The organism is Kitasatospora humi (assembly GCF_020907985.1).
Taxonomy (GTDB): Bacteria; Actinomycetota; Actinomycetes; order Streptomycetales; family Streptomycetaceae; genus Kitasatospora; species Kitasatospora humi.
The window spans coordinates 1-21,764 of the sequence record NZ_JAJJPA010000018.1 but is presented as its reverse complement, the minus strand read 5'-3'; the positions used below and the strand labels follow the sequence as shown (position 1 = coordinate 21,764).

Below are 21,764 nucleotides of genomic sequence, written 5' to 3'. Positions count from 1 at the left end.
CCGGTGGAGAATCTCCACCGGGCCTTCGTGCTACTGAGTAGCGGGGACAGGATTTGAACCTGCGACCTCTGGGTTATGAGCCCAGCGAGCTACCGAGCTGCTCCACCCCGCGTCGGTGAACACAACAGTACGCGATGACGTCGCGGAAGGGAAATCGGTTGTGGGGCGCCCACCTGCCACGGAATCCGCGCAGCTCGGACCGGCTGTACGGGAGGCATCCGAGGTGCGTGCGGCGCGGGCCCGCGGCGGTGATCCGCCGCGCGCCCTGCTCGGCGGCGTCGCAGCGGCAGCAGGGTGGCCGGCAGGATCGGGCCCCGCGCAGTGGTCGTGCCCGCCTGGCAGCAGAGCCGCCGGAACGGGCCGTCGTCGGAGCTCGCCGGAACGGGCCGTCGGAGTCCGCCGGAACGGGCGGTCAGAGCTTGCGGAACAGCAGGTCGTGCACCACGTGGCCCTTGGCCAGGCCGGCCCGCTCGAACTTGGTCACCGGGCGCCACTCGGGCCGCGGCGCGTAGCCGGGCACGCTGCCGTCCCCGCGGTCCTCCAGCCAGGACGAGCCGTCGCCCTCCGGGTGCAGGTTGACCAGTTCCGGCCGGGCCGAGAGCACGTCCACCATCTGCTCGGCGTAGTGCTCCCAGTCGGTGGCGCAGTGCACCAGCGCGCCGGGGGCCAGGCGGGGCAGCACCAGGTCGAGGAAGCCGTGCTGGACCAGCCGGCGCTTGTGGTGCTTGGGCTTGGGCCAGGGGTCGGCGAAGTAGACCCGCAGCCCGGCCAGCGAGGCGTCCGGCAGCATGTCGCGGATCAGGATGATCGCGTCGCCGGCGGCCAGCCGGACGTTCTGCGAGCCGTTCTGCTCCAGCAGGTTGAGCAGGGCGCCGTGGCCGGGGGTGTGCACGTCGGCGGCCAGGATGCCCATCTCCGGGTCGGCGGCGGCCATCGCGGCGGTGGTCTCGCCCATGCCGAAGCCGATCTCCAGGGTGACCGGCAGGCCGCCGAAGAGCTCGGTGAGGTCCAGGGGCGTGCCGTCGATCGCGACGCCCCAGCGCTCCCAGTGCCGGTCCAGCGCGCCGGCCTGCACCTGGGTCATCCGGCCGCGGCGCGGCTGGAAGGTGCGGATCCGCCGCTCGCGGTGCTGGGCCTCGGTGGCCTTGTGCGGGTACATCGGCGCCGGGTAGCCGGCCGGGGCCGCGGAGAGCCGCTCGGAGGGGCGCTGGCCGGGGATCTCGGCGGGGACCTGGGGAGAGGGGGCAGTCGCAGTCACAATGCGGTCGAGTTTACGGGGGTCGGCGGAATCACCAGGGCCCGGATCAGCCACCGGCGGCGAGGGCGGCCAGGGCCCGCCGGGCCACCTCGGCGCCGATCGGCAGCGACGCGGTGGCGGCGGGTGACGGCGCGTTGAGCACGTGCACGGTGCGGCGCGGGGAGCGCGGATCGGCGGGGTCGAAGCCGGCGAACGCGAAGTCGTCCAGCAGCGAGCCGTCCGGGGCGACCGCCTGGGCCCGCACGCCCGCCGCGGCCGGCACCAGGTCGGGGGAGTCCACCGAGGGCAGCAGCCGGCGCACCGCCCGCAGGAAGGCGCCCTTGCTGAGCGAACGGTGCAGCTCGCCCAGCTCCTGGCGCCAGTGCCGGCGGGCCAGGCGCCGGCTGCCCGGGAAGCGCAGCGTCTCGCCGAGGTCGGCGAGCCGCACCGTGCCCCAGTCGTAGCCCTCGCGGGCCAGCGCGGGCACCGCGTTCGGGCCGATGTGCACCTCGCCGTGGACGCCCCGGGTCAGGTGCACGCCCAGGAAAGGGAAGGCCGGGTCGGGCACGGGGTAGACCAGGTTGCGGACCAGCCCGCGGCGGTGCGGCACCAGTTCGTAGTACTCGCCGCGGAACGGGACGATCCGCACGCCCGGTTCGTCCCCGGCCAGCTCGGCGATCCGGTCGCTGTGCAGGCCCGCGCAGTTGACCAGCACGGCGCAGCGCAGTTCGGCGCCGTCGGCGGTGCGCACCGCCACCGTGTCGGCCCGCCGCTCGATGCCCAGCACCTCGCGGCCGGTGAGCACTTCGGCGCCGCGCTCGCCGGCCAGTCGGGCGTAGCAGCGGGCCACCTCGGCGAAGTCGCAGATGCCGGTGGACGGCACCCAGAGCGCCCGCAGCCCGGCGACCGCCGGCTCGCGCTCCCGCAGCCGGGCCGGCGGCAGCTCCACGACCTCCAGCCCGTTGGCCCGGCCGCGTTCGGCCAGCGCCGCGAGGCGGGGCAGTTCGGCGGGCACGGTGGCCACGATCGCCTTGCCGGTCACCTCGTGCGGCAGCCCGTGCTCCTGGCAGAACCGCACCATCGCGGCGGCGCCCGCCACCGCGAACCGGGCCTTGAGCGAGCCGGGCCGGTAGTAGATGCCGCTGTGGATCACGCCGCTGTTGCGCCCGGTCTGGTGCGTGGCGAGCTCCGGCTCCTTCTCCAGCACCGCGACCCGCAGTTCGGGCCGTTGCTCCAGCAGGGCCCGGGCCGTCGAGAGGCCCACGATGCCGCCGCCCACCACCAGGACGTCGTAGAGGTCGTCCGCCATCGTGCGATGGTGACACGGCGGGTGCCGCCGTGTCAGCCGGTAGCGGCGGCTGGGGCGGGTGTTCAGACGGGCGCGGCCAGCACCAGACGGGCGCGCTCGGTGAGCTCGCGCACCTGCTGCTCGCCCTGGAACTGCTCCAGCCTGCGCACCAGTTCCCACAGGTACTCCCGGCTGCGCTGGGAGGAGATCCGGCCGGCCACCTCGACCGCCCGCTCGCCGGCGGCCACCGCCGCGTCCAGGTTGCCGGCCTCGGCCTCGGCCATCGCGGAGACCACCAGCCGCAGGCCGTGGGAGCGGACGAAACCCTCGGTCGGCTGGGCCAGCGCCTCCAGGGTGAACTGGCGGACCTTGGCGGGCATGCCGAGATCGCGGAAGCACTCGGCGGCGTCGGCGGCCAGCCGGTCGTAGGCGTAGAAGTCGAGCCAGGCCGGGTCGGGATCGCCGGGGCGCGAACGCTCCAGCGCGCTCTCGGCGGCGGCGAGCGCCGTGCCGCACGCCGCCGCGTTGACGCCCTTCGCCTGGGCCCGGGCCTCCACCAGGTGGAAGAAGCTCATCGTGCGGTTGGTGGCCACGCCGCGGTTGCGCTCCAGGGCGGCCTGGGCCAGGTCGACCGCCTCCTCGGCGAAGCCCCGGTAGCCGGCCTGCAGGCTCATCGAGGCCAGGACGTAGCCGCCCAGCGGCACGTCGGCCGCAGCGCGGGCCAACCGCAGCGCCTGGATGTAGTAGCGCTGGGCGGCCTCGTGCTGGCCGGTGTCGAAGGCCATCCAGCCTGCCAGTCTGGTGAGTTCAGCGGTCGCGCCGAACAGGGCCCGGCCCACCGCGTCACTGTAGGAGGCCAGCAGCAGCGGCGTGGCCTCCTGCCGCAGGCACTCCGGGACCATGGACGAACGCCAGTCCCCGCCACCGTACTTGGAGTCCCAGCGGCGGGCCTCCTGGGCCGCCTCGCGCAGCTTGGCGGCGTCCGCCTGGCCGACCCGCCCCCGGCGCCCCCTGCCCTGGGGGTTCCCCCGGCCCGGGGCCGGAGGAGGCTGGGAGGCGCCCGCGCCGGCCGGGGGCGCCGCCGGGCCGCCGGGGCTTGCGTCGGTCGGCTCGCCGCGGGCCACCGAGCCGTCCGCCGGGTTGATCAGCCAGCGGGAGACCGGGGTGGTGTAGGCGGCGGCGGAGAAGGTGCCGGCCAGTGCGTCGCTCCAGCGCCCGCCGCCGGCGCCCCGGCGCAGCTCCAGGTCCACCCGCCACAGGTCGGTGGCCGAGCGGACCGCGTCGGCCACCTCGCGCGGAAAGGCCAGACCGAGCTCCGGGGCCGGGTCGGTGCCGCCCAGGCCGATCTCCTCCAGCGGCACCGGCCGCCCCAGTTTGCCGCCGATCGCGGTGGCGATCAGGTGCGGCACCGGGCCCTGCGGAACCATGCCCTTGCTCACCCAGCGGGCCACCGAGGTCTTGTCGTAGCGCAGGGTCAGGCCGCGTTGCGCGCCGAGGTCGTTGACCCGGCGGGCCAGGCCGGCGTTGCTCATCTGGGCCTGGGTCAGCAGGGCGCCGAGCCGCTCGTTCGGTCCTCGTGAGGTGGTGCTCATGCGACGGCCCCCCTGTGGGTGTGCGCGGCGGCCCGATGCGGTGGCACCTAGCGTAGTCGGCCGCGTTCCCAGGGTTAAGGGGAGGTATTCCGGATGGCGGGATCGTGCGCCCCGGGGTGCCGCGCCGGGAGCGCACCTCCTGGCGTGCGGGGGTGGCGCGGGGCGGAGGCGGCTGCGGCGGCGGGAGCGGTGGTTCGCCGGCGGTGCGCCGCTCCGTGCTGACGTTACGTCAGGGGCGGTGCCGTGCTCCGGTCATGTGTTGACGTGCGCCCACCTGTGCCCCCTGGCTCCACCGGCGCCCCGGCAGTTCGCTTGGGGGCAGTGGGTCGGCCCGCCGTCGAGGACCCGGCGGGCCGGGGGATGCCGCTGCCTCAGTTCCCCGCGGGCGGTGGCCGAGGCTCGGGAGGGCATGCGGATGCCCTCCCGGGCTTGCGCTACTTTCGGCCATTTCGCCATGGCCATGACGCGATTGGAGCGGTACGCGGCCGGGCGCCGCGGATCGGACGCGCGGCGCCCGCCCCCACAACGAGCTCGGGCGGCCAGCCACCGGGTGGAACCCGGCAGCGCCGTCCGCGCCGCGCGGTCCGGGGCAGGGAGGGGGAGCCCCGGGTCGCGCGGCACCCCAACCCCGCGTCCGGATTCGCCCGCGCGGCGCCCCAATCCCGCGTCCGGATTCGCCCGCGCGGCGCCCCAATCCCGCGTCCGGATCCGCCCGCCCGGCACCGGAACCACCCGGCCCGGCCGACCCCGCGCCCGGGCGCCCGCAGTGGGACGATGTCCCTGGCCCGCACCGGGCCGGTACGACCACGGGGTTCCGGGTGGAGGCACGATGCGGTGGCTTGCGGGATGGAGCGGTGGCGTGTCGCAGGGCCGGCTGCTCGCCGCCCGGCGTCCGTTCGACCAGACCGTGCAGGAGGCGCTCGCCGCCCTCGCCACCGTGCGCCCGATAGCCGCCCGCGCGCTGTGGACCGGCCCCGACCCGCTGTGGGCGGTGGGCGACTGGCGCCCGGAGGAGATCCGCCAGTTCGTGCACCGGCCCGGCGACCGCGCCCCGCAGCCGGTCACCGGCCCGGCCGACCTCAGCGCCGACACCGAGGCCACCGCCCGGCTGCTGGTGCTCGGCCACTGCGGCGCCGCCGACCAGGAGTTGGCCGCCGGGCTGGCCGCCGCCCGCGGTGGCGCGGTGCGCCACCTCACCGGCTGGGCCGGCAGCTACACCGCCGTGCTGCGCCTGGGCACCCGCTCCACCCTGCTGGTCACCGACCTGGCCGGCCTGCAACCCGTCTTCCACACCCCCTGGTGCGGCGGCACCGCCTACGCCACCGCCGGGCTGCCGCTGGCCGACCTGGTCGGCGCCGGCGTGGACACCGGTCACCTGGCCGCCGCGCTCGCCTGCCCCGAGTCCGCCGAGGCGCTCGGCACCAGCACCCCCTACACCGGCGTGCACCGGGTGCCGCCCGGCCACACCCTGGCGATCCGCGGCGGCAGACCCCAGGTGAAGGGCTACGACGAGGAGGGCACCGCCGGCACCGGCCCGTCCCCCGACGGCGAGGCGGCGGCAGTGCGGGAGTTGACCCGCAGCCTGCTTGAAGCAGTCCGCTCCCGGGTCCGCCAGGCACCCGGCGGCCCCGGCAGCGGCCGCCCCCGGATCGGCGCCGACCTCTCCTACGGCACCGCCGCCACCGCCGTCGCCCTGCTCGCCGCCGCCGTGCCGATCAGCGCCGCCCCTGCCGCCCCTGCCGCACCTGCCGCCGCTCCGCCGGCCGTCGGCGTGCCGGCCCAGGTCCGCCGGACCGGCGCCACCAAGGGCTCCTGGGCCCGCGACGACGCCCCGGAGGGGGAACCGCCGACCCCCGAACTGCTCGCCGCCGTCACCTCGCACGAGTCGCCGCGCCCGGCCCCCGAGCCGCCGCACGACACCGGCCGCCCCCGGCTGCGGCACACCGTGCTCCCCACCGGCCCGAGCCAACTCCCGTACGCCGAACTGTCCGACGACCCGCTGGCCGGCCCGCTCCCCGACGCCCCCGGGCGGGCCCTGGTCACCGGCGGCGCCGCCGCCGCCCGGCTCGCCGCGGGCGGCACCGACCATCTCACGGGCCACGGCGCCCGCCAGGTGCTGGACGGCCACCCGGCCCGGCTGGCCGACCTGCTCCGGGACGGCCGCCCGCGCGAACTGCTGCCGCCGGTGGCCGCGTTGGCGGGCGCCGACCGGGCGCTCACCGGCACCCTGAGCGGTGCCCTGCGCACCCCCGTCACGGTGCTGCGGGCAGCGCGCAGGCTGGCCCGGGCCCGCTGGGCCGAGGCGTTGGACGACGCCGCCGTCCAACTGACCACCCGGCGCGGCACGACCGGCCCCGGCGTGCGCCAGACCATGGGCGCCCACTCGGCCGCCGACCTCGCCTGGCTGGTGCCGGGCCCCGCCGCCCGCTGGCTCTCCGACGACGCGCTCGCCGCCGTGGCCCTGCGGCTGCGGCTCGCCGCCCGGGGGCCCGAGCCGCTGCTGGCCCCCGGCGCGCACCGGGCCAAGCTGGCGCTGCACCACCACGCGGCCAACTACCGCACCCTGGTGCAGGTCGCCGAGCGGCACGGGCAGCGGGTGCACGCGCCGTTCTTCGACAACCGGGTGGTCCGCGCCGCCCGGCTGCTCCCCGCCGACCTGCGGTTGCAACCCGGCGCCCGGCACGCCCTGCTGCGCACCGTGCTCGCCGGGGCGGGCCGCGTCGACCTGCCGCCCGACTGGGGCCGGGCGCCGCGCCCCGACCGGGCCGCCGCCGCCCGGCTCGGCCTGCGCCGGGCCGGCGACGCGCTGGCCGACCTGTTCCGGGCGCCGCTGCTCGCCGAGGCCGGGCTGATCGACCTGCCCGCGGTGCGCCGGGCGCTGGGTGCCGCCGCCGACCCGTACGGCGAGGTGCCGCCGGGCGCGCTGGACGGGCTGGCCGACCTGGTGGCGGTGGAGCTGTGGCTGCGGCGCTTCGAAGCCCGGCGGGGCGGCGCCTGCTGGACCGGCCTGCCGGTGCCGCAGCGGCGGGCCCTGGCGGGGGTGCGGGTGGGCTGAGCGTCCGGTGGGTGGCTGCGTCGGCATGGCGGCTGTTGGGGCGGAGCGCCCTGTGGCGGGCCCTGGCGGGGGTGCGGGTGGGCTGAGCGTCCGGTGGGTGGCTGCGTCGGCATGGCGGCTGTTGGGGCGGAGCGCCCTGTGGCGGGCCCTGGCGGGGGTGCGGGTGGGCTGAGCGGCCGGTGGCGGGCCGACGGCGCGGCGCCTTCCGGCGGACGGGTGGCTCACCGATCATGGCGCTGTCAGCCGAGGAGGTGCCCGTGACCACCGTTGACGAGCTTCCGGTCAGCACCGCGCTGCCCACCCCGCCGCATCCGCCCGGGGTGCTGGCGGCCTGCGACGGCTCGGACGGCTCGCTCTGGGCCCTGGACCGCGCGATGACCGAGGCGCAGCTGCACGGCGTGCCGCTCTACGTCATCGGCGTGGTCGACCCGGCGCAGGGTGACGGCCACCCGGTGGGCCTGACCGACGTGCTGCGGCACAGCACCGAGCAGCTCAGCGGGAGCCTGGCCGACGGGCTGTGCCGCGCGGTCCACGCCGTGCGGCGGGCCCGGCAGCTCCCGTTCACCGGTCCGTGCTCGGTGCACGTCGCCTGCGGCCAGGTGATCGAGGTGCTGCTCACCGCCGCCGTCGGTCAGCACACCCTGGTGGTGGGTGCCCGGGGCAACGGCGGGTTCAGCCGGCTCCTGCTGGGCTCGGTCAGCTCGGCGGCCGCCCACCACGCCGCCTGCCCGGTGCTGATCGTCCCGGCGCCGCCGGGGTGACCGGCGGTCAGGCCGGCTGCCGGCGGACCCACCTCAAGCACAGCGCGGCGATGAGCAGCGCCAGGGCGAGGAGCAGCCCGGTCTCGGCCCACTGCAGCGGCCAGAAGTGGCCGGCGGGATGGAAGGTGGTCTCCTGCCGGTAGCCGAGCTTGCCCAGCACAGCGCCGCAGACATTCGGATCGCCGCCGGACTGCATGCAGTTGGTGAACGCGGGTGGCAGCGGGACGGGTTGGCCGGCGGCGTCCAGGGTCCGCTCGGCGACCACCCAGGCGCTGTGCCGGTCGAAGTCCACGGACAGCGCGCCGTTGCGCAGCCCCTGCAGGTTGTCGGCGGTGATCGGCACGGTGACCTTGTCGGGTGCGATCAGCATCGGCCGGACGAGGATCGACATCACGCCCTCGGCCACCGCCAACCCGGCGAGCGTGGCCGCCATCGCGGGCACCGTCCGGCGCAGCACGATCCCGACCGCCACGCCCAGGGTGAAGGCCAGCGCGGCCCAGCCCACCGGCACGACACCGCGCGAGTCGAAGATCATGCGGGAGAGCCGATCGGGGAAGCCCGGCGCGTCGCCGCCGTGGGCGATGGCCTGGTCGATCGGGACGCACCACCAGGACGTCGCGAGCGTGAGCAGCCCGGTGGCGGCCACCGCGGCCAGGCCGACCAGCCCGAGTTTGGCGGCCAGCCAGCGGGTCCGGGTGACCGACTGGTTCCACACCAGCCGGTGCGTGCCCGTCTCCAACTCCCGGGCCACCAGCGGCGCTCCCCAGAAGACGCCGATGACGGCCGGCACGGCGCGCACCAGCAGGGCGCCCAGCAGGTACAGGTCGTCGTAGCTGCTGCTCAGCAGCTGGAAGAACTGGTCCCCCGCCGTCCGGTGCAGCTCGGCCAGCCGGGGGCCGGTGGCGGCGAGCACGGCCGCGAAGACGGCGACGCCGCCGAAGACCCAGGCGGCTTGGGCGCGGAACTGGCGCCAGGTCAGCCAGGTCATCGGGTCTCCTCCAGGGCGGTCAGCACCAGGTCTTCCAAGGTGGGTCGGCGGCCGGTGAGTTGCTGCCCGGCGGTGAGCAACTCGTCGATGTCCCCGGCCATTCGGACCCGGGAGCCGACCAGCACGACGAGGTGGTCGCAGGCCCGCTCCAGGTCGGCGACCAGGTGGGAGGAGAGCACCACGCTCAACTCCAGCTCGGCGGCGGCCTCCGTCAGGTCGTCGAGGAACCTGCTGCGGGCCAGCGGGTCGAGGGCGGCCACCGGTTCGTCCAGGAGCAGCAACTCGGGGCACTTGGCGACCCCCAGGGTGAGGGCCAGCTGGGCGCGTTGGCCGCCCGACAGGCTCCCGGCCCGCTGGGCCGGGTCCAGTCCGAGCCGGCGGATCCGGTCACGGGCCAGGCGGTCGTCCCAGCCGGGGTTGAGCCGGGCGCCGAGCCGGAAGTGGTCCTCGATGCTGAGCCCGGCGTAGGTCGGGGTGTCCTGGGCGACGAAGCCGACCTTGGCCAACTGTGCCGCGCCGTCACCCGGGCGGCCGCCGCACACCTCGATCGTGCCCGTCGTCGGCGTCAGCATCCCGGCGGCCAGGTTCAGCAGGGTGGACTTCCCGGCTCCGTTGGGGCCGACCAGGCCGACGACGCGGCCGGCCGGGATCTCCAGGCGGCAGTCCGCCAGGGCCCAGCGCTGTTTGTACCTCTTGCCCAGTCCCTGGGCCCGCAAGACGGCGGTCACGCGCTCTCCTCGTGCGTCGGGTCGGTGCCCCCACGGTGTCCCGGACCGGGCCCGTACCGCGTCCGGCCGGTGGCGGACACCGGTAGCCCGCGGGGCGTACGCCCCCGGGGGGACGACGCGGGTGGGGTGGCTGGCTACGATCGCCGGGTGGATCAAGCGATGCCGCGACCCCCGTGGCTGAGGCGACTGCCGCCGTACGTCTGGTCGGCATTGACCTGGTGCGCCGCCGGGCTGTTCGCGCTGCTGCTGTTCGTCACCACGACCGGTCGGCCGGGGCCGTTCGGCCCGCCGTCGCACCAGTCGGTCGTCGCGGTCCTCCCGGCCCGGGCGGTACTGGCGGCCGCACTGGCGCTTCCGGTCGGCTGGGCCCGCCGGTGGCCGCTGCCGGTCTTCGGGGTGCTGCTGGCCGAGTCGTGCGCGGTCGCGGTGCCGGGGATGCGGACCTGGCCGTTCTTCCTGGTGCTGTCCGTCCTGGTCGGTTACCTGGCGGCCACCCGGCCGCGCCGCGCCGCCCTGGCGGCCGCCGGTGCCGAACTGGCCGTCTGGGTCTGCCAATGGGTGGCACTGAACCATGGGCAGGAGGTGCTGAGCGACCTGGTCAGCATGCTGTCGGCGTTGGCCGCTGCGGTCGCCATCGCCTGGCTGGTCGGCAACTCGATCCGCCGGCAACGGGATTACGGCGAGGCCTTGCGCTGCCACGCGCTGACTGCCGAACGGCTGCGGATCGCCCGGGAGTTGCACGACATGGTGGCGCACAGCATGGGCGTCATCGCGGTCCAGGCGGGTGCGGCCGGGCTGGTCCTGGACACCCAGCCGGCCGACGCGCGCAAGGCACTCGGTGCCATCGAGGCCACCAGTCGCGAAACCCTGGCCGGGCTGCGGCGGATGCTGGTCTCGCTGCGCCGGGCCGACGAGGACCGGTCAGGCGTCGCCGTGGCCGTGGGCCTGGAGGCGCTCGACCGGCTGGCCGAAACGACGGCGGACGCCGGGGTGCGGGTCCGGGTGCACCGGGAGGGCCGGGTCCGACCGTTGCCCCCCGAGGTCGACGTCGCCGCCTTCCGGATCATCCAGGAGTCGGTCACCAACACCGTGCGCCACTCCGGGGCCAGGCACTGCCGGGTCCGAGTGGCTTACGGGGAGCAGGAGTTGGCCATCGAGATCACCGACGACGGGCACGGGGCGCGGCGCTCCGGCGCGGCGGGCTCCGGCTTCGGCATCTCCGGCATGCGCGAGCGGGTCGCCCTGCTGGGCGGCCGGTTCAGCGCGGGCGCCGGGCCCGAGGGCGGTTTCCGGGTCGCGGTGGAGCTGCCGGTATGACCGCCACCCGGGTGCTGCTGGCAGACGACCAGGAGCTGGTGCGCGCCGGGCTCAGCATGGTCATCACCAACCTGCCCGACCTCGCCGTCGTGGGGGAGGCCGGCAGCGGAGCCGAGGCCGTCCGGCTGGCTGCCCGACTCCAGCCCGACGTCGTGGTGATGGACATCCGGATGCCGGTCATGGACGGCATCGAAGCCACCCGTGCGATCACCGCGAACGCCACGGCACCGCGCGTCCTGATGCTCACCACCTTCGACGAGGACGACAACGTCTACGCCTCGCTGCGGGCCGGCGCCAGCGGGTTCCTGGTCAAGGACATGGCGCTGCTCGACATCATCGCCGCCATCCGCGTGGTCGCCGCCGGTGACGCCCTGATCGCCCCCAGCGTCACCCGCCGCCTGATCGCCGACTTCGCCACCCGTGCCACCGCTCCCGCCAAGCCCCGCCGACACCTGGACGGCATCACCGACCGCGAACGCGAGGTCCTCACCCTGGTCGGCAGGGGCCTGTCCAACAGCGAGGTCGCCGAGCGGCTCCACATCGGCCCGGCGACCGCCAAGACCCATGTGGCGCGCCTGCTGACCAAGCTGGGCGCCCGGGACCGGGTGCACCTGGTCATCGCGGCCTACGAGGCGGGGCTGGTGTCGGCGAACGGGTGAGCGCAGGGACCGGGGGCCGGCCCCAGTAGGCTCCCTGACGTTGAGCCGGGGTCGACCAGCAGCCGCAGCCGCAGCCGCAGCCGCTACTCCGCAGCCGGAGCCGCAGCCGCTACTCCGCCGCCGCCCAGGTCGCCCACTGCCCGAGGGCCAGCCCGCCGCCCGCCCGCCGGACCTCGACGGCGCCGGTGCCACCGAGGTGCGCGGGGATGACCAACTCCCCCAGTTCGGCCGCACGTTCGAGGACTCGCCGGCGACTGACCGCCGCGCCGGCCGGATCCAGGCAGAGGCAGCTGCTGCAGGAGGGGGCGAGGATCTGCACCGGGCTGTGCAGCAGATCGCCGACGAACACCGCCCGGTCGCCTCCGGACTCCAGCCGCAGCACGGACGAGCCGGGCGTGTGACCGGGTGCCGACTCGAGGCTGAGGTGCTCGTCGATCCGGTGGCTGCCGTCCCACAGCACGACCTGCCCGGCCCGGTGGACGGGGGCGATGCTGTCCTGGTAGATCAGCCGGTCGTCCTCGCGCCGCCCGTTCGCGTACGCGTTGTCCGGACCGAAGTGGAAGTCGTCCGCGGCCGGCAGCAGGTACTGGGCATTGGGGAAGGTCGGCACCCACTCTCCCGCCACGTCCATGGTGTTCCAGCCGACGTGGTCGACGTGGAGGTGGGTGTTGACGACCACGTCCACGTCCTTGGGGCGGACGCCGGCCTGGGCCAGTCGCCCGAGGAAGTCGCCCTGCCAGTGGTGGAACGCCGGCGAGCCGGGGCGCTCGCGCCCGTTGCCCACCGCGGTGTCGACCAGGACGGTCCGCCCGCCGCTGCGCAGCACCCAGGTCTGCAGCGCCAGGACCGCCCGGTCGCTCTCCGGTTCCCAGTGGTCCGGCGCCAGCCAGCCCTCGTTGTCCTCCCACTGCTCCGCCGGGAAGTCCGGGACCAGCTCACGGGCGCTCATGTACGCCCCCTGCCACTCGACGACGCGAATCGCCTCGACGTCCCCCAGCATCATGCGCTGCACGCTCTCGCTGTTCATGGAACCGAGCCTAGGGAGGGGTGCTGATGCTCTCAATGCCCTGGCAGCTCACCGGGATACGCATGGCTCTCACTCTTGAGCTCCCGGCTACCCTGACCCGATGGACGTGGTGAGCGACGCGATATCGGCCGTGCGCATCGGGCAGCCCTCATCCAACCGGGTGCGGATCGGCGGGAGTTGGTGCACCCGGCTGGCCCCGTACGAGGGGGCGGGGTTCCATGTGGTGCTGAAGGGCGGCTGCCGGCTGCTGACCGACGGCGGCGCGGTGCTCCCGCTCGGTACCGGGGACGCGGTGCTGCTGCCGCACGGAGCGGGTCATGTGCTCGCGGACGCCGACGCCGACGGGGCCGCCGTCGAGCGGGCGGTGCCGTTCGAGCGCTGGCTCGACGGGAGCACCCCGCGTCCGGCCCGGCCGGATGCCGGCGAGGTGGAGCTGCTCTGCGGCAAGTACCGGCTCGACCGAAGCCGGGTGCATCCGCTGCTGGCGGAGCTGCCGCAGGTCGTCCACCTCCCCAGCCGGGTCGGCAGCCATCCGGAACTCCGGACGGCGATCGACTTGCTGGGCCGGGAGGTGGGCGAGCAGCGACCGGGCTCCTGCGTCGCCGTTCCGAGTCTGCTCGACCTCCTCCTGGTCTACATGATCCGCTCCTGGATGGCCGAGAGCACGACCGGAGCGTGGCCGGGCGTCCTGGGTGATCCGGTGGCCGCCGCCGCCCTGAGGGCGCTGCACTCGGACCCGGCCGCGCCCTGGACCAATGACCGGCTGGCCGCCGAGGTGGGAGTGTCCCGCCCCACTCTCGCCCGGCGGTTCACCGCTCTGGTCGGCCGCCCCCCGATGGGCTACCTCACCTGGTGGCGGCTCACCTCCGCGGCCACCCTGCTGCGCGACACCGGGGACCCGCTGGCCGCCATCGCCCGCCGGGTCGGCTACGGCACCCCTTATGCCTTCTCCCACGCCTTCAACCGCGAGTTCGGGACCACCCCGGGCCGCTACCGGGCAGCGGTGGCACGAGAATCGTGAGGACGTGCCGGGGCGCGGCGGAGACGCGAGGACGAACACGACGGAAGCCACCGTCACCCCCTGGGACGGCGCGGCCGTTCGGGCCCGCGTTTCCCTGGTGACCGGCGGCGTGCCGCGGTCCAGCGGGGTGCGGAGCACGCCGTCGATGCGGGGGCGCTCCCGGCCGGCGGCTGGGGAAGCGCCGGCGATGGCCAGGGCGAGCCCGGCGGGGTAGCGGCCGTTGCGCAGGACCGGATCGGCGACAAGTGGTCGGTCCAGGTGATGGTGGAGCTCAGCCGCGGCGTGCGCCGGTTCCGCGAGCTCCAGCGCGTGCTTCCCGGGGGGATCAGCCAGCGGATGCTCACGCTGACAGTGCGCCGCTTGGAGCGCGACGGGCTGGTGGCGCGGACCGTGTAACCCGACCGTGCCGCCCCAGGTCGAGTACCAGCTGACCGACCTGGAAGCCGTCAGGAATAACGGGGTCGGACATATTGGTTGAATCTTCACGTTCATCCGCAGGACCGCCCCCCACAGGAGTCACCCCCGTCATGAAGGTCGAGATCTACTCGGACATCGCCTGCCCCTGGTGCTACATCGGCAAGCGCCGCTTCGACCGGGCGGTGGCCCGGTTCGGCGGAGAGGTGGAGGTGGTCTACCGCCCGTACCAGCTGGTGCCGGACGCCCCGGCGACCGCCAGTCCGCACCGCGCCTGGCTGGCCGAGCGCTACGGCCCGCAGTCCCGTGCGATGGACGACCGGGTGGCCGAACTGGGCAAGGCCGAGGGCATCGACTTCGACTTCGACGCCGCGCTGCACGCCAACACCTTCCTCGGCCACCGGCTGCTGCACCTGGCCGGGACCGAGTACGGCGCCGAGGTGCAGGGCGAACTCAAGGAGGCGCTGCTCAAGGCCCACTTCTCGGACGGGGTGGACGTCGGCGACCGGGCCGCGCTCACCGAGGTGGCGGTGGCGGCCGGCCTGGACCGGGCGCGGGTGACCGAGTACCTGGCCGGCGACGAGGGCGCGGCCGAGGTGCGGGCGCAGCTGGTCGAGGGCCGGCAGCTGGGGATCAGCGCCGTGCCGACCTTCGTCTTCGAGGGCACGTGGGCGGTGCAGGGCGGCCAGGAGACCGAGACGTTCCTCGAGGTGCTCCAGCAGGTCGCCACCGAGACGGGCACTACGGGGACCGGCCCCGCGGGGCCGGCGGAGGGCGAGGCCTGCGCCGACGGTGCCTGCGCGATCTGAGCGCGGACCCGCGGGGTGGGCGGACGTCAGCAGGTGAACCGCGCGTCCGCCCAGTCCGCCAGGTTGGCCGCGGACCAGCCGCCGTCGTCCTGCGGCGTCACCACCAGCTGGACCCGGCGCAGGCCGGCCAGCGGCAGGTGCACCGGCACGGCCGGCTGCCCGACCCGCAGCGCGGGCGAGCTCCACAGCGGCGTGCCGTCGCCGTCCCGCACGCTGAACCGGAACTCCTGCGGTGACAACGTCAGGTCGTCCAGGCCGACGACCGCGTCATACGCCGAGCAGGCCCGGTTGAGGTCGATGGTCACGGTGTCCGGGGCGTGCATCGACAGGCCCCGCTCGTGGGGCGTCCCGCCGATCACCAGGAGGCTGCGCTGCAGCAGCCAGCCGCTCCCGTCGCCGTCGATGCTCGGGCCGGGCGACCGCCGGCCCGGCGTGGAGAACGGCAGGGTGTCCACCCAGAAGCTGGTCGGCGGGGGCGGCGGCGGTGTGACCGGGCTCGGGGTGGGTGTCGGAGTCGGGGTCGGAGTCGGGGTCGGAGTCGGGGTCGGCGCGTGGGTGGGCGGCACCGGGGTGGGCGCTGCCGGAGGCGCGCCGCTGGGCGCGGGCGGCGGCGGGGTGGTGGGCACCGGGACGCCGGGGGCCGGCGGCGGCAGGGCTCTGGTCGGGGTGGGCGCGGCGGTGGTCGGCTCGGGCGCCGGGGGCTGGGCGTGCGTGGGCGCCGGCTGCGGCGGGACGGGCACCGGTGTCGGGGCAGGGGGCGTGGGCCTGGGAGCCGGCGGCGCGGGAGCGCCCGGCGCCGGGCCGGCCGGGGCGACGGCGGGCTGGACGGGCGCGGCGGCGGCCGGCTTGGGCGCCTGGGAGCCGGAGAGCGCGAAGACGACGGCGGTCGCGGCGGCGACCGCGGCGGCGGCCACGATGCCCGCCTTGACCGCGACGCCCAGCCCCTCGCCGACCGCGCCCGTCGCGGCTCCACTGCCACCTGAGGCACCACCAGCACCGGCGGCACCGGCGGCACCACCGGCACCGGCGAGACCACCAACCGCACTCGCCCCTGCTGTCCCAGCGGCCCCACCGGCCCCCGCCGCGCTACCGGCCGCCGCGCTCGCAGCCGTGGCCGCCCCACCGGCGGCCGCCCCACCGGCCACCGCACCGGCACCGAACGCCGCGGCGACCGCCGAGAACGCGCCCGCCCCGAGCCACACCAGCACACCGCCGGGCAGCACCAGCCGCAGCGCGTGGTTGATGTCCACCAGCTCCAGCAGCGCGGCGGTGCACTTCTCGCAGTCGCGCAGGTGGGTGCCGACCTCGGTCGCGGCCCGCTTTCGCAACGCCCCCCGGGCGTACTGGCCGAGCCGGTTGGCGTACTCCTCGCAGCCCTGCTGCGGGCTGCCGGAGACGTGCGCCTGCAGGAAGGCGGCGGCCAGCCGCGAGCGGGCCCGGTGCGCCTGCACCGCCGTGGCGTTGGCGGTCTTGCCGAGCAGCACGGCGACCGTCTTCGGCGACTCCTGCTCGACCTCGGTGTGCCAGAGCAGCAGCCGGTCGTCCTCGGGCAGTTCGACGAACGCCCGCATCACCATGCGGCGGTCGGCCATCGCCATCGCCCAGGCGTCGGCGCCCGGATCGGCCAGGTCGAAGTCGATGGCCGCACCGGTGGCGGACTGCTCGAACGCATCGAAGTCGTCGACCAGTTGCTCGCGCTGCCCGGTGCGGCCCCAGGCGGCGGCCACATTGCGCACCGCGGTGAGCAGGTAGGCGCGGACGGCGAACTGCGGGCCCTTGCCGGCCTTCAGCGCCTGCAGGGTGCGGGCGAAGACCTCGCCGGCCAGGTCCTCGGCGGTGAAGCTGTCCCGGCAGCAGCCGCGCGCGTAGCGGCGCACCGCCTCGACGTGGCGGCGGTAGAGCTCCTCGTAGGCGGAGTCGTCGCCGGCCCGGACCAGGGCGGTCAACTCGGCGTCGGAGGGCGGCCGGTCGCCGTCCACCGGGTCGGCCGGCGGCGGCACCATGCCGAACGGGACGGTGACTTCGAGCTCCGTGGCGGCCAGGTCGGCCGGGCCGCCCGGCCGGTGCGCCACGAACGCCTCCGGCATCACCCCGCCCTGCCCGGCCACCGCCTGGCCGGGCACCCGGGGTTGGGCCTGCGGTCCGTCCGTGGTCGGGCCGGTCGACGTGGGGTCGTCGGCGGACTGGGCGAGCGACTCCCGGACCGGGGCGCCGCTCTGCTCGGGCACCTGGCCGGCCGGTGCCTGGGCGCCGGGATCGGCGTTGCGCTCGTTCTGCTCCTCGGCACTCATCAACTCGCCTCGCCCGATCCGCCCGCACCAGTCCCGTCCGGTGGCGTGCCGCCCTGCCAGGCGCACGTCGGGGGCGCGCTCGGCCGTCGGACGTGCCACCGGCCGCGTGCCGACGTACCGCCGACAACGCCGCGCACCGGGACAATGGCTCCAACCACGGGCAAAGGATGGCATAGCGGCGATGACGCCGGTAGCCGTCAACGACCCGATGCCCCCTTTGGAGGGAGCGCCCGAACAGCGGCCGAGCCGCGCCCCGGCGCAAGCCGATCCGCACCGGACCGACGCCGAACACGCCGCGGCACGCGCAGGTCGACACGCGCGCCGCACAGCATGGCACCGCCGGTGGGTGCCGACGAGCAGGCGCGCCGGTCAGGCCGCCCGCAGTCCGTCCAGCAGGATCCGCAGCAGCCGTTCGCCGGGGTCGGCACCCGCACCCGGCGGCTCCACGGCCCGCCCGATCGCCGGCGGCACCGCGGCGGTCAACACCAGCACGATCTCCGACACCGTGATGCCGGGCCGGAGTTCACCGGCCGCCGCGGCCCTGGCCACCAGCGCGGCCAGCAGCTGCAGCAGCAGCCGCGGGTCCGCGTGCGGCGCACCGGAGGGCGAACCGGGCTGCTCCTCGGTGCTCGGGTGGTCGTACCCGTAGCCGTCCGGCGAGGGCCGCTGCTCGGGCACCCGGGCCAACTCCTCGGCGTAGCCGAACGCCTCGGGCGGCAGCAGCCGGCCCGCGCCGGTGCCGACCGCGGTGGCCAGGTACCCGGCCAGTGCCTCCCAAGGACCGGCCGACCCGTAGAGCGCCTCACGTGCCCGGGCGGTGAGCCAGGCCACCTCCTCGGCGGCGATCCGCTGGACCAGCACCTCCTTGCTCGGGAACCGCCGGTAGACCGTGCCGACCCCGACACCGGCCCGCCGGGCGACCTCCTCCATCGGTGCGTCGTAACCGAGTTCACCGAAGACCTCGCGGGCCGCACGCAGCACGCTCTCCAGGTTGCGCCGCGCGTCCACCCGCAGCCGGGTGGCCCGCCGCTCGTCGGCGCGGGGCGGCACCCCGGTCGGTGCCGGCACCGGCACCGGCTCCGGTGTGCGCTGCTCCGGTACGGTGTGCGATCCGGCCTGCGGCATCGCCGGCTCGCCGAGCAACTGATCCTGATCCATCATCCCCAACCCTCCCCCGGGGAGCCTGTTTCGGGCTCCTAGCGCGTAGTCGTCGCAGCCGCCCGTGACCTGCCCACGGGTCCGGCCCCAGCACCCGGCCCCCGCGCCGGACCCGCACGGCCCGCACCTCATCCGGGTAGGGATCCTCCGCGGACTACCCTTCCCCGTTTCAGCGTGGGACAGTCGGGCTGGTCGGCCAACGGTAAATCAGGCCGTAATGGATTCACCACCCGGGGTGACGGTTGACACTGCGGCAACGGGGGCAATCCGGTCCGGAGTGTGGACAAGAGCCCCCTGGCCGGGGCGTCATGGTTGCGTGAACCAGGTCACATCGACAGGGGGTGGCACCATCCGGATCCTGATCGTGGGCGGCGGCTGTGCCGGGCTCGCCAGCGCCCAGCGGCTCCAGCGGGAACTCCAGCAGGACCTGCGGTCCGGCCGGGCGGAGATCACCCTGGTCGAGGCCGCACCCTATCTGACGTGCCGTCCGCTGCTCGCCGAGGTGGCCGCCGGCGCCGTCGACCCCCGGCACGTGGTGGTGCCGCTGCGTGGGGCACTGCCCGACTGCCGGGTGCTGGCCGCGCGGACCTCCCGGATCGACCACGCGCGTCGACTCGCCTGGCTGGCGCCGCAGGGCGGCATCGAAGTCGAACTCCCGTACGACGAACTGATCCTGGCGGTGGGCGCGTGCTCCCGGCGGCCGCCGATCCCCGGGCTCGCCGAGCACGGCCTGGGCTTCGAGACGGTCGGCGAGGCGGTCGCCCTGCGCGCCCGGGTGCTCGAACAACTGGACCTGGCCTCCACCACCCGGGACGTCGAACTGAGGCACGCCGCCCTGACCTTCGTCTTCGTGGGGGCGGGATACGGCGGCGTCAGCGCCCTCGCCGAACTGGCCGACCTGGTCCGGCGGGTGCTCCGCGACTACCCCAACATCCAGTCGGAGGACCTGCGTTGGGTGCTGGTCGAGCCCGGCGACGGGATCCTCGCCGAAGCCGACCCCGAACTCGCCGAGTCGGCCCTCGAGCAACTGCGCGACCGGAACGTCGACATCCGGCTCGGCACCACCCTGGAATCCGCCGAGGAAGGCCTGCTGGTGCTCTCCGACGGCACCAAGTTCGCCGCCCGCACCCTGGTCTGGACGGCGGGGGTGCGGCCCGCCCCGCTGCTCGCCGCCACCGATCTGCCGCTCACCGCCGACGGCCGGGTGCACTGCCTGGACACCCTCCAGGTGGTCGGCCCCGACGGCGGGCCGCTGCCCGGCGCCTGGGCCGCGGGTGACTGCGCGGCCGTGCCCGCCGCACCGGGCGGCCACTGCCGGCGGGGCGCCCAGCACGCCCTGGCGCAGGCCGAGCTGCTGGCGGGCAACCTGCTGGCCACCCGGACCGGGGCGGTGCCCGAGGCCTACCACCCCGAACCCGGCGACGCCTCCGCGTCGCTCGGGCCGCGCAACGCCGTCGCGCACGCCGGGGGGCGCCGCCTCACCGGCCGCCGCGCCCGGCTGGTGCACCGCGCACGCACACTGCGCCAGGTACCGAGCGCCGAGCGGCGGGTGCGGATCCTCGCCGACTGGCTGCTGGGCGGGCTGTTCGCATCCGGCCCACGGGTGCCTTGAACGGCGGTCGACGGACGTGCCGTACAACACGACCAACACACGTACGACTTCCGGAACCAGGCCTCCACCTGACAGGATCTGGGTGACACCCCATCACGGCCAGTACGGAAACCAGTACGAACCGTGACGTGACCGAGTGGCCCCCGGCGGAGTCCGGACCGGCGGGAGCCCCGAGGAAAGCGACGATCGGTTGAACCTCATGCGCTGGAGTGCGCGGCTCACCGGAGCGCCGTGGCGCGTCGCACCGCCCAAGGACGACCAGGTCGCCCTCCCCGGGCCGCGCGACCCGCTCGGCCCGTCCGGCGTGCCCGGACCCGATCAGCTACTCGACCTGCACGAGCTCTACGACCTGCGCGACGTGCTCGGCCGGCTGCCCGCCCCCGTAGTGATCACCTACGGCAGCCGGCACCGCCTCGGCTACGCCAACGACGCCTACCGCGAGCTCTTCGGCACCCGTCCCAACGGCGCGCCCGCCGACGAAGCCCTGCCCGAGCTCGCCGAACTCGGCCTGCTCCCGCTCCTCGACCAGGTGCTGCGCAGCGGGCGCGGGCGCAGCGTCAAGGCCCGCAGCACCGCCGACCGCCGCCACTGCTTCAACGTGTCCTGCGTGCCGCTGCACACCGCCATGGGGGCACCCCCGGCCGGAGGCTGGGGGAGGGGCTGCACCAAGGACGGCCACGCCCGGCCCGCCGTCGGCGTGCTGGTCTACGCCGCCGAGGTCACCGACCAGGTCGCCATCGCCACCCGACTGCGGGAGGCCGAGCGCAAGCAGCGCGAAGCGGCCGTCACCCTGCAGCACAGCCTGCTGCCGCAGGAGCTGGAGCAGCCCGCCGACCTGCGGGTCGCCGCCACCTACCGACCCGGCGGCGCCGAAGCCGCGGTCGGCGGCGACTGGTACGACGTGATCAGCCTGCCCGCCGGGCGCACCGCCCTGGTGATCGGCGACGTGATGGGCCGCGGGCTGCGCGCCGCCGCCGTGATGGGACAGCTGCGCACCGCGGTGCGCGCCTACGCACGCCTGGACCTGCCACCCCACCAGGTGATGACGCTGCTCGACGGCATCGCCATGGAGATCGACGCCAACCAGATCGCCACCTGCGTCTACGCCGTCTACGAGCCGCCCCCGGCTTCCGGCCGCGACCAAGGCTCCATCCTCACCTACGCCTCGGCCGGCCACCTGCCGCTGATGCTGCGCACACCCGGCGGTGCCGTGCTCCAGGGCGAGCAGCAGAACGGCCCGCCGCTCGGCACCGGCGACGGCAGCCACACCTCGCACACGCTGCGCCTGCTCCCCGGCACCACCGGAGTCCTCTACACCGACGGCCTGGTCGAACGCCGGGACCAGGACATCGACCAGGGCCTGGGCCGGCTCTCCCGGACGCTGGCCGGCGCCGTCGGGTCACCCGAGGTGGTCTGCGCCCGGCTGCTGCGGGCCATGGGAGTGACGGCCGACCACGACGACGACGTGGCCGTGCTCGCCTTCCAACTGCCGACCGACGGCGCCGACGAGGCCGGGCAGCCGTGCCTGACATCGGCGGTTGACTCGGAGCTCGAAGAGGTCTAGTGTTCTTCGAGCTGCCTGTCAGGGAGCACCGGACGCGAGCTCTGTGCGGACGGTCCCGAGTGCAGCCACTTCCTTGAAACACCACCCTCAGTACGATCGTCGGCTTCGGCGCGCACATTCTTTCGTGCGTTTCCGGGCGGGCTCGTTTTGTTGTGCCGGTAATTCTGGGGAGTGAGGCCGGATTCGCTTTTCGGAGCGGGGCTGGGCTAAAGTTCAACACGTCGGACGGCCCGTCAGGTCCGG

At 75.5% G+C, this 21,764-nt stretch carries 15 protein-coding genes, 1 tRNA gene and 2 pseudogenes; 9 read left to right on the top strand and 9 right to left on the bottom strand.

The window, feature by feature from the left end; translation table 11 throughout:
- Positions 1-38: 38 nt before the first annotated feature.
- From LN042_RS18560 to LN042_RS18545, 4 genes are all read right to left on the bottom strand, one after another.
- A tRNA-Met gene (locus LN042_RS18560) sits at positions 39-112 on the bottom strand.
- Positions 113-412: 300 nt separating this feature from the next.
- Positions 413-1,258: a tRNA (guanosine(46)-N7)-methyltransferase TrmB gene (gene trmB, locus LN042_RS18555; RefSeq protein WP_230052374.1), complete on the bottom strand. Its 846-nt coding sequence runs from the start codon at positions 1,256-1,258 to the stop codon at positions 413-415.
- Positions 1,259-1,304: 46 nt separating this feature from the next.
- Entirely contained in the window at positions 1,305-2,546 is a 1,242-nt protein-coding gene (lhgD, locus tag LN042_RS18550; protein ID WP_230052373.1) for an L-2-hydroxyglutarate dehydrogenase, read from the bottom strand.
- A 62-nt stretch (positions 2,547-2,608) separates the two neighbouring features.
- Positions 2,609-4,117, bottom strand: a complete 1,509-nt coding sequence (locus LN042_RS18545) for an NsdA family TPR-like regulatory protein (RefSeq protein ID WP_230052372.1) — start codon at positions 4,115-4,117, stop codon at positions 2,609-2,611.
- Positions 4,118-4,976: 859 nt separating this feature from the next.
- Between LN042_RS18545 and LN042_RS18540 the strand changes: the two genes are divergently transcribed.
- Together LN042_RS18540 and LN042_RS18535 are read left to right on the top strand one after the other, a co-directional pair.
- A complete protein-coding gene (locus LN042_RS18540; RefSeq protein WP_230052371.1) occupies positions 4,977-7,172 on the top strand; it encodes an asparagine synthase-related protein in 2,196 nt (731 codons plus the stop codon).
- Between the two features lie 257 nt (positions 7,173-7,429).
- Complete coding sequence (locus tag LN042_RS18535; protein WP_230052370.1) at positions 7,430-7,933, top strand: universal stress protein; 504 nt, start codon at positions 7,430-7,432, stop codon at positions 7,931-7,933.
- Positions 7,934-7,940: 7 nt separating this feature from the next.
- On the opposite strand, the gene LN042_RS18530 is transcribed toward LN042_RS18535, so the two are convergent.
- Both LN042_RS18530 and LN042_RS18525 read right to left on the bottom strand, forming a co-directional pair.
- Complete coding sequence (locus tag LN042_RS18530; protein ID WP_230052369.1) at positions 7,941-8,921, bottom strand: ABC-2 membrane transporter-related protein; 981 nt, start codon at positions 8,919-8,921, stop codon at positions 7,941-7,943.
- Positions 8,918-9,649 carry an ABC transporter ATP-binding protein gene (locus LN042_RS18525; RefSeq protein ID WP_230052368.1) on the bottom strand — a complete coding sequence of 244 codons (732 nt, stop codon included), beginning with the start codon at positions 9,647-9,649 and terminating at the stop codon, positions 8,918-8,920. The genes LN042_RS18530 and LN042_RS18525 overlap by 4 nt, the downstream gene beginning before the upstream one ends.
- A 159-nt stretch (positions 9,650-9,808) precedes the next feature.
- Here LN042_RS18525 and LN042_RS18520 point away from each other — a divergent pair, with 159 nt between their 5' ends.
- Both LN042_RS18520 and LN042_RS18515 read left to right on the top strand, forming a co-directional pair.
- Entirely contained in the window at positions 9,809-10,966 is a 1,158-nt protein-coding gene (locus tag LN042_RS18520) for a sensor histidine kinase (RefSeq protein ID WP_230052367.1), read from the top strand.
- Positions 10,963-11,625 (top strand): response regulator, encoded by a 663-nt coding sequence (locus tag LN042_RS18515; RefSeq protein WP_230052366.1) that lies wholly within the window; start codon positions 10,963-10,965, stop codon positions 11,623-11,625. The genes LN042_RS18520 and LN042_RS18515 overlap by 4 nt, the downstream gene beginning before the upstream one ends.
- Positions 11,626-11,734: 109 nt before the next feature.
- On the opposite strand, the gene LN042_RS18510 is transcribed toward LN042_RS18515, so the two are convergent.
- Entirely contained in the window at positions 11,735-12,652 is a 918-nt protein-coding gene (locus tag LN042_RS18510) for an MBL fold metallo-hydrolase (RefSeq protein ID WP_230052365.1), read from the bottom strand.
- 100 nt (positions 12,653-12,752) lie between these two features.
- On the opposite strand from LN042_RS18510, the gene LN042_RS18505 reads away from it, so the two are divergent.
- From LN042_RS18505 to LN042_RS18495, 3 genes and pseudogenes are all read left to right on the top strand, one after another.
- Complete coding sequence (locus LN042_RS18505; protein ID WP_230052364.1) at positions 12,753-13,673, top strand: AraC family transcriptional regulator; 921 nt, start codon at positions 12,753-12,755, stop codon at positions 13,671-13,673.
- A gap of 228 nt (positions 13,674-13,901) precedes the next feature.
- Positions 13,902-14,109: pseudogene (locus LN042_RS18500) on the top strand (winged helix-turn-helix transcriptional regulator); the annotation flags it as partial.
- 91 nt (positions 14,110-14,200) lie between these two features.
- Positions 14,201-14,896, top strand: a complete 696-nt coding sequence (locus tag LN042_RS18495) for a DsbA family oxidoreductase (protein ID WP_230052363.1) — start codon at positions 14,201-14,203, stop codon at positions 14,894-14,896.
- Positions 14,897-14,922: 26 nt separating this feature from the next.
- On the opposite strand, the gene LN042_RS18490 is transcribed toward LN042_RS18495, so the two are convergent.
- On the bottom strand, positions 14,923-17,286 hold the full coding sequence (locus tag LN042_RS18490; protein WP_230052362.1) for a sigma-70 family RNA polymerase sigma factor: 2,364 nt from the start codon (positions 17,284-17,286) through the stop codon (positions 14,923-14,925).
- A 270-nt stretch (positions 17,287-17,556) separates the two neighbouring features.
- The gene (locus LN042_RS18485) at positions 17,557-18,348 is read right to left on the bottom strand and encodes a TetR/AcrR family transcriptional regulator (RefSeq protein ID WP_230052361.1); all 792 of its coding nucleotides are present in this window, start codon (positions 18,346-18,348) and stop codon (positions 17,557-17,559) included.
- Between the two features lie 313 nt (positions 18,349-18,661).
- On the opposite strand from LN042_RS18485, the gene LN042_RS18480 reads away from it, so the two are divergent.
- Positions 18,662-19,957, top strand: a complete 1,296-nt coding sequence (locus tag LN042_RS18480; RefSeq protein WP_230052360.1) for an NAD(P)/FAD-dependent oxidoreductase — start codon at positions 18,662-18,664, stop codon at positions 19,955-19,957.
- Positions 19,958-20,147: 190 nt separating this feature from the next.
- Positions 20,148-21,449, top strand: a pseudogene (locus LN042_RS18475) (PP2C family protein-serine/threonine phosphatase); the annotation flags it as partial.
- Between the last annotated feature and the right edge of the window lie 315 nt (positions 21,450-21,764).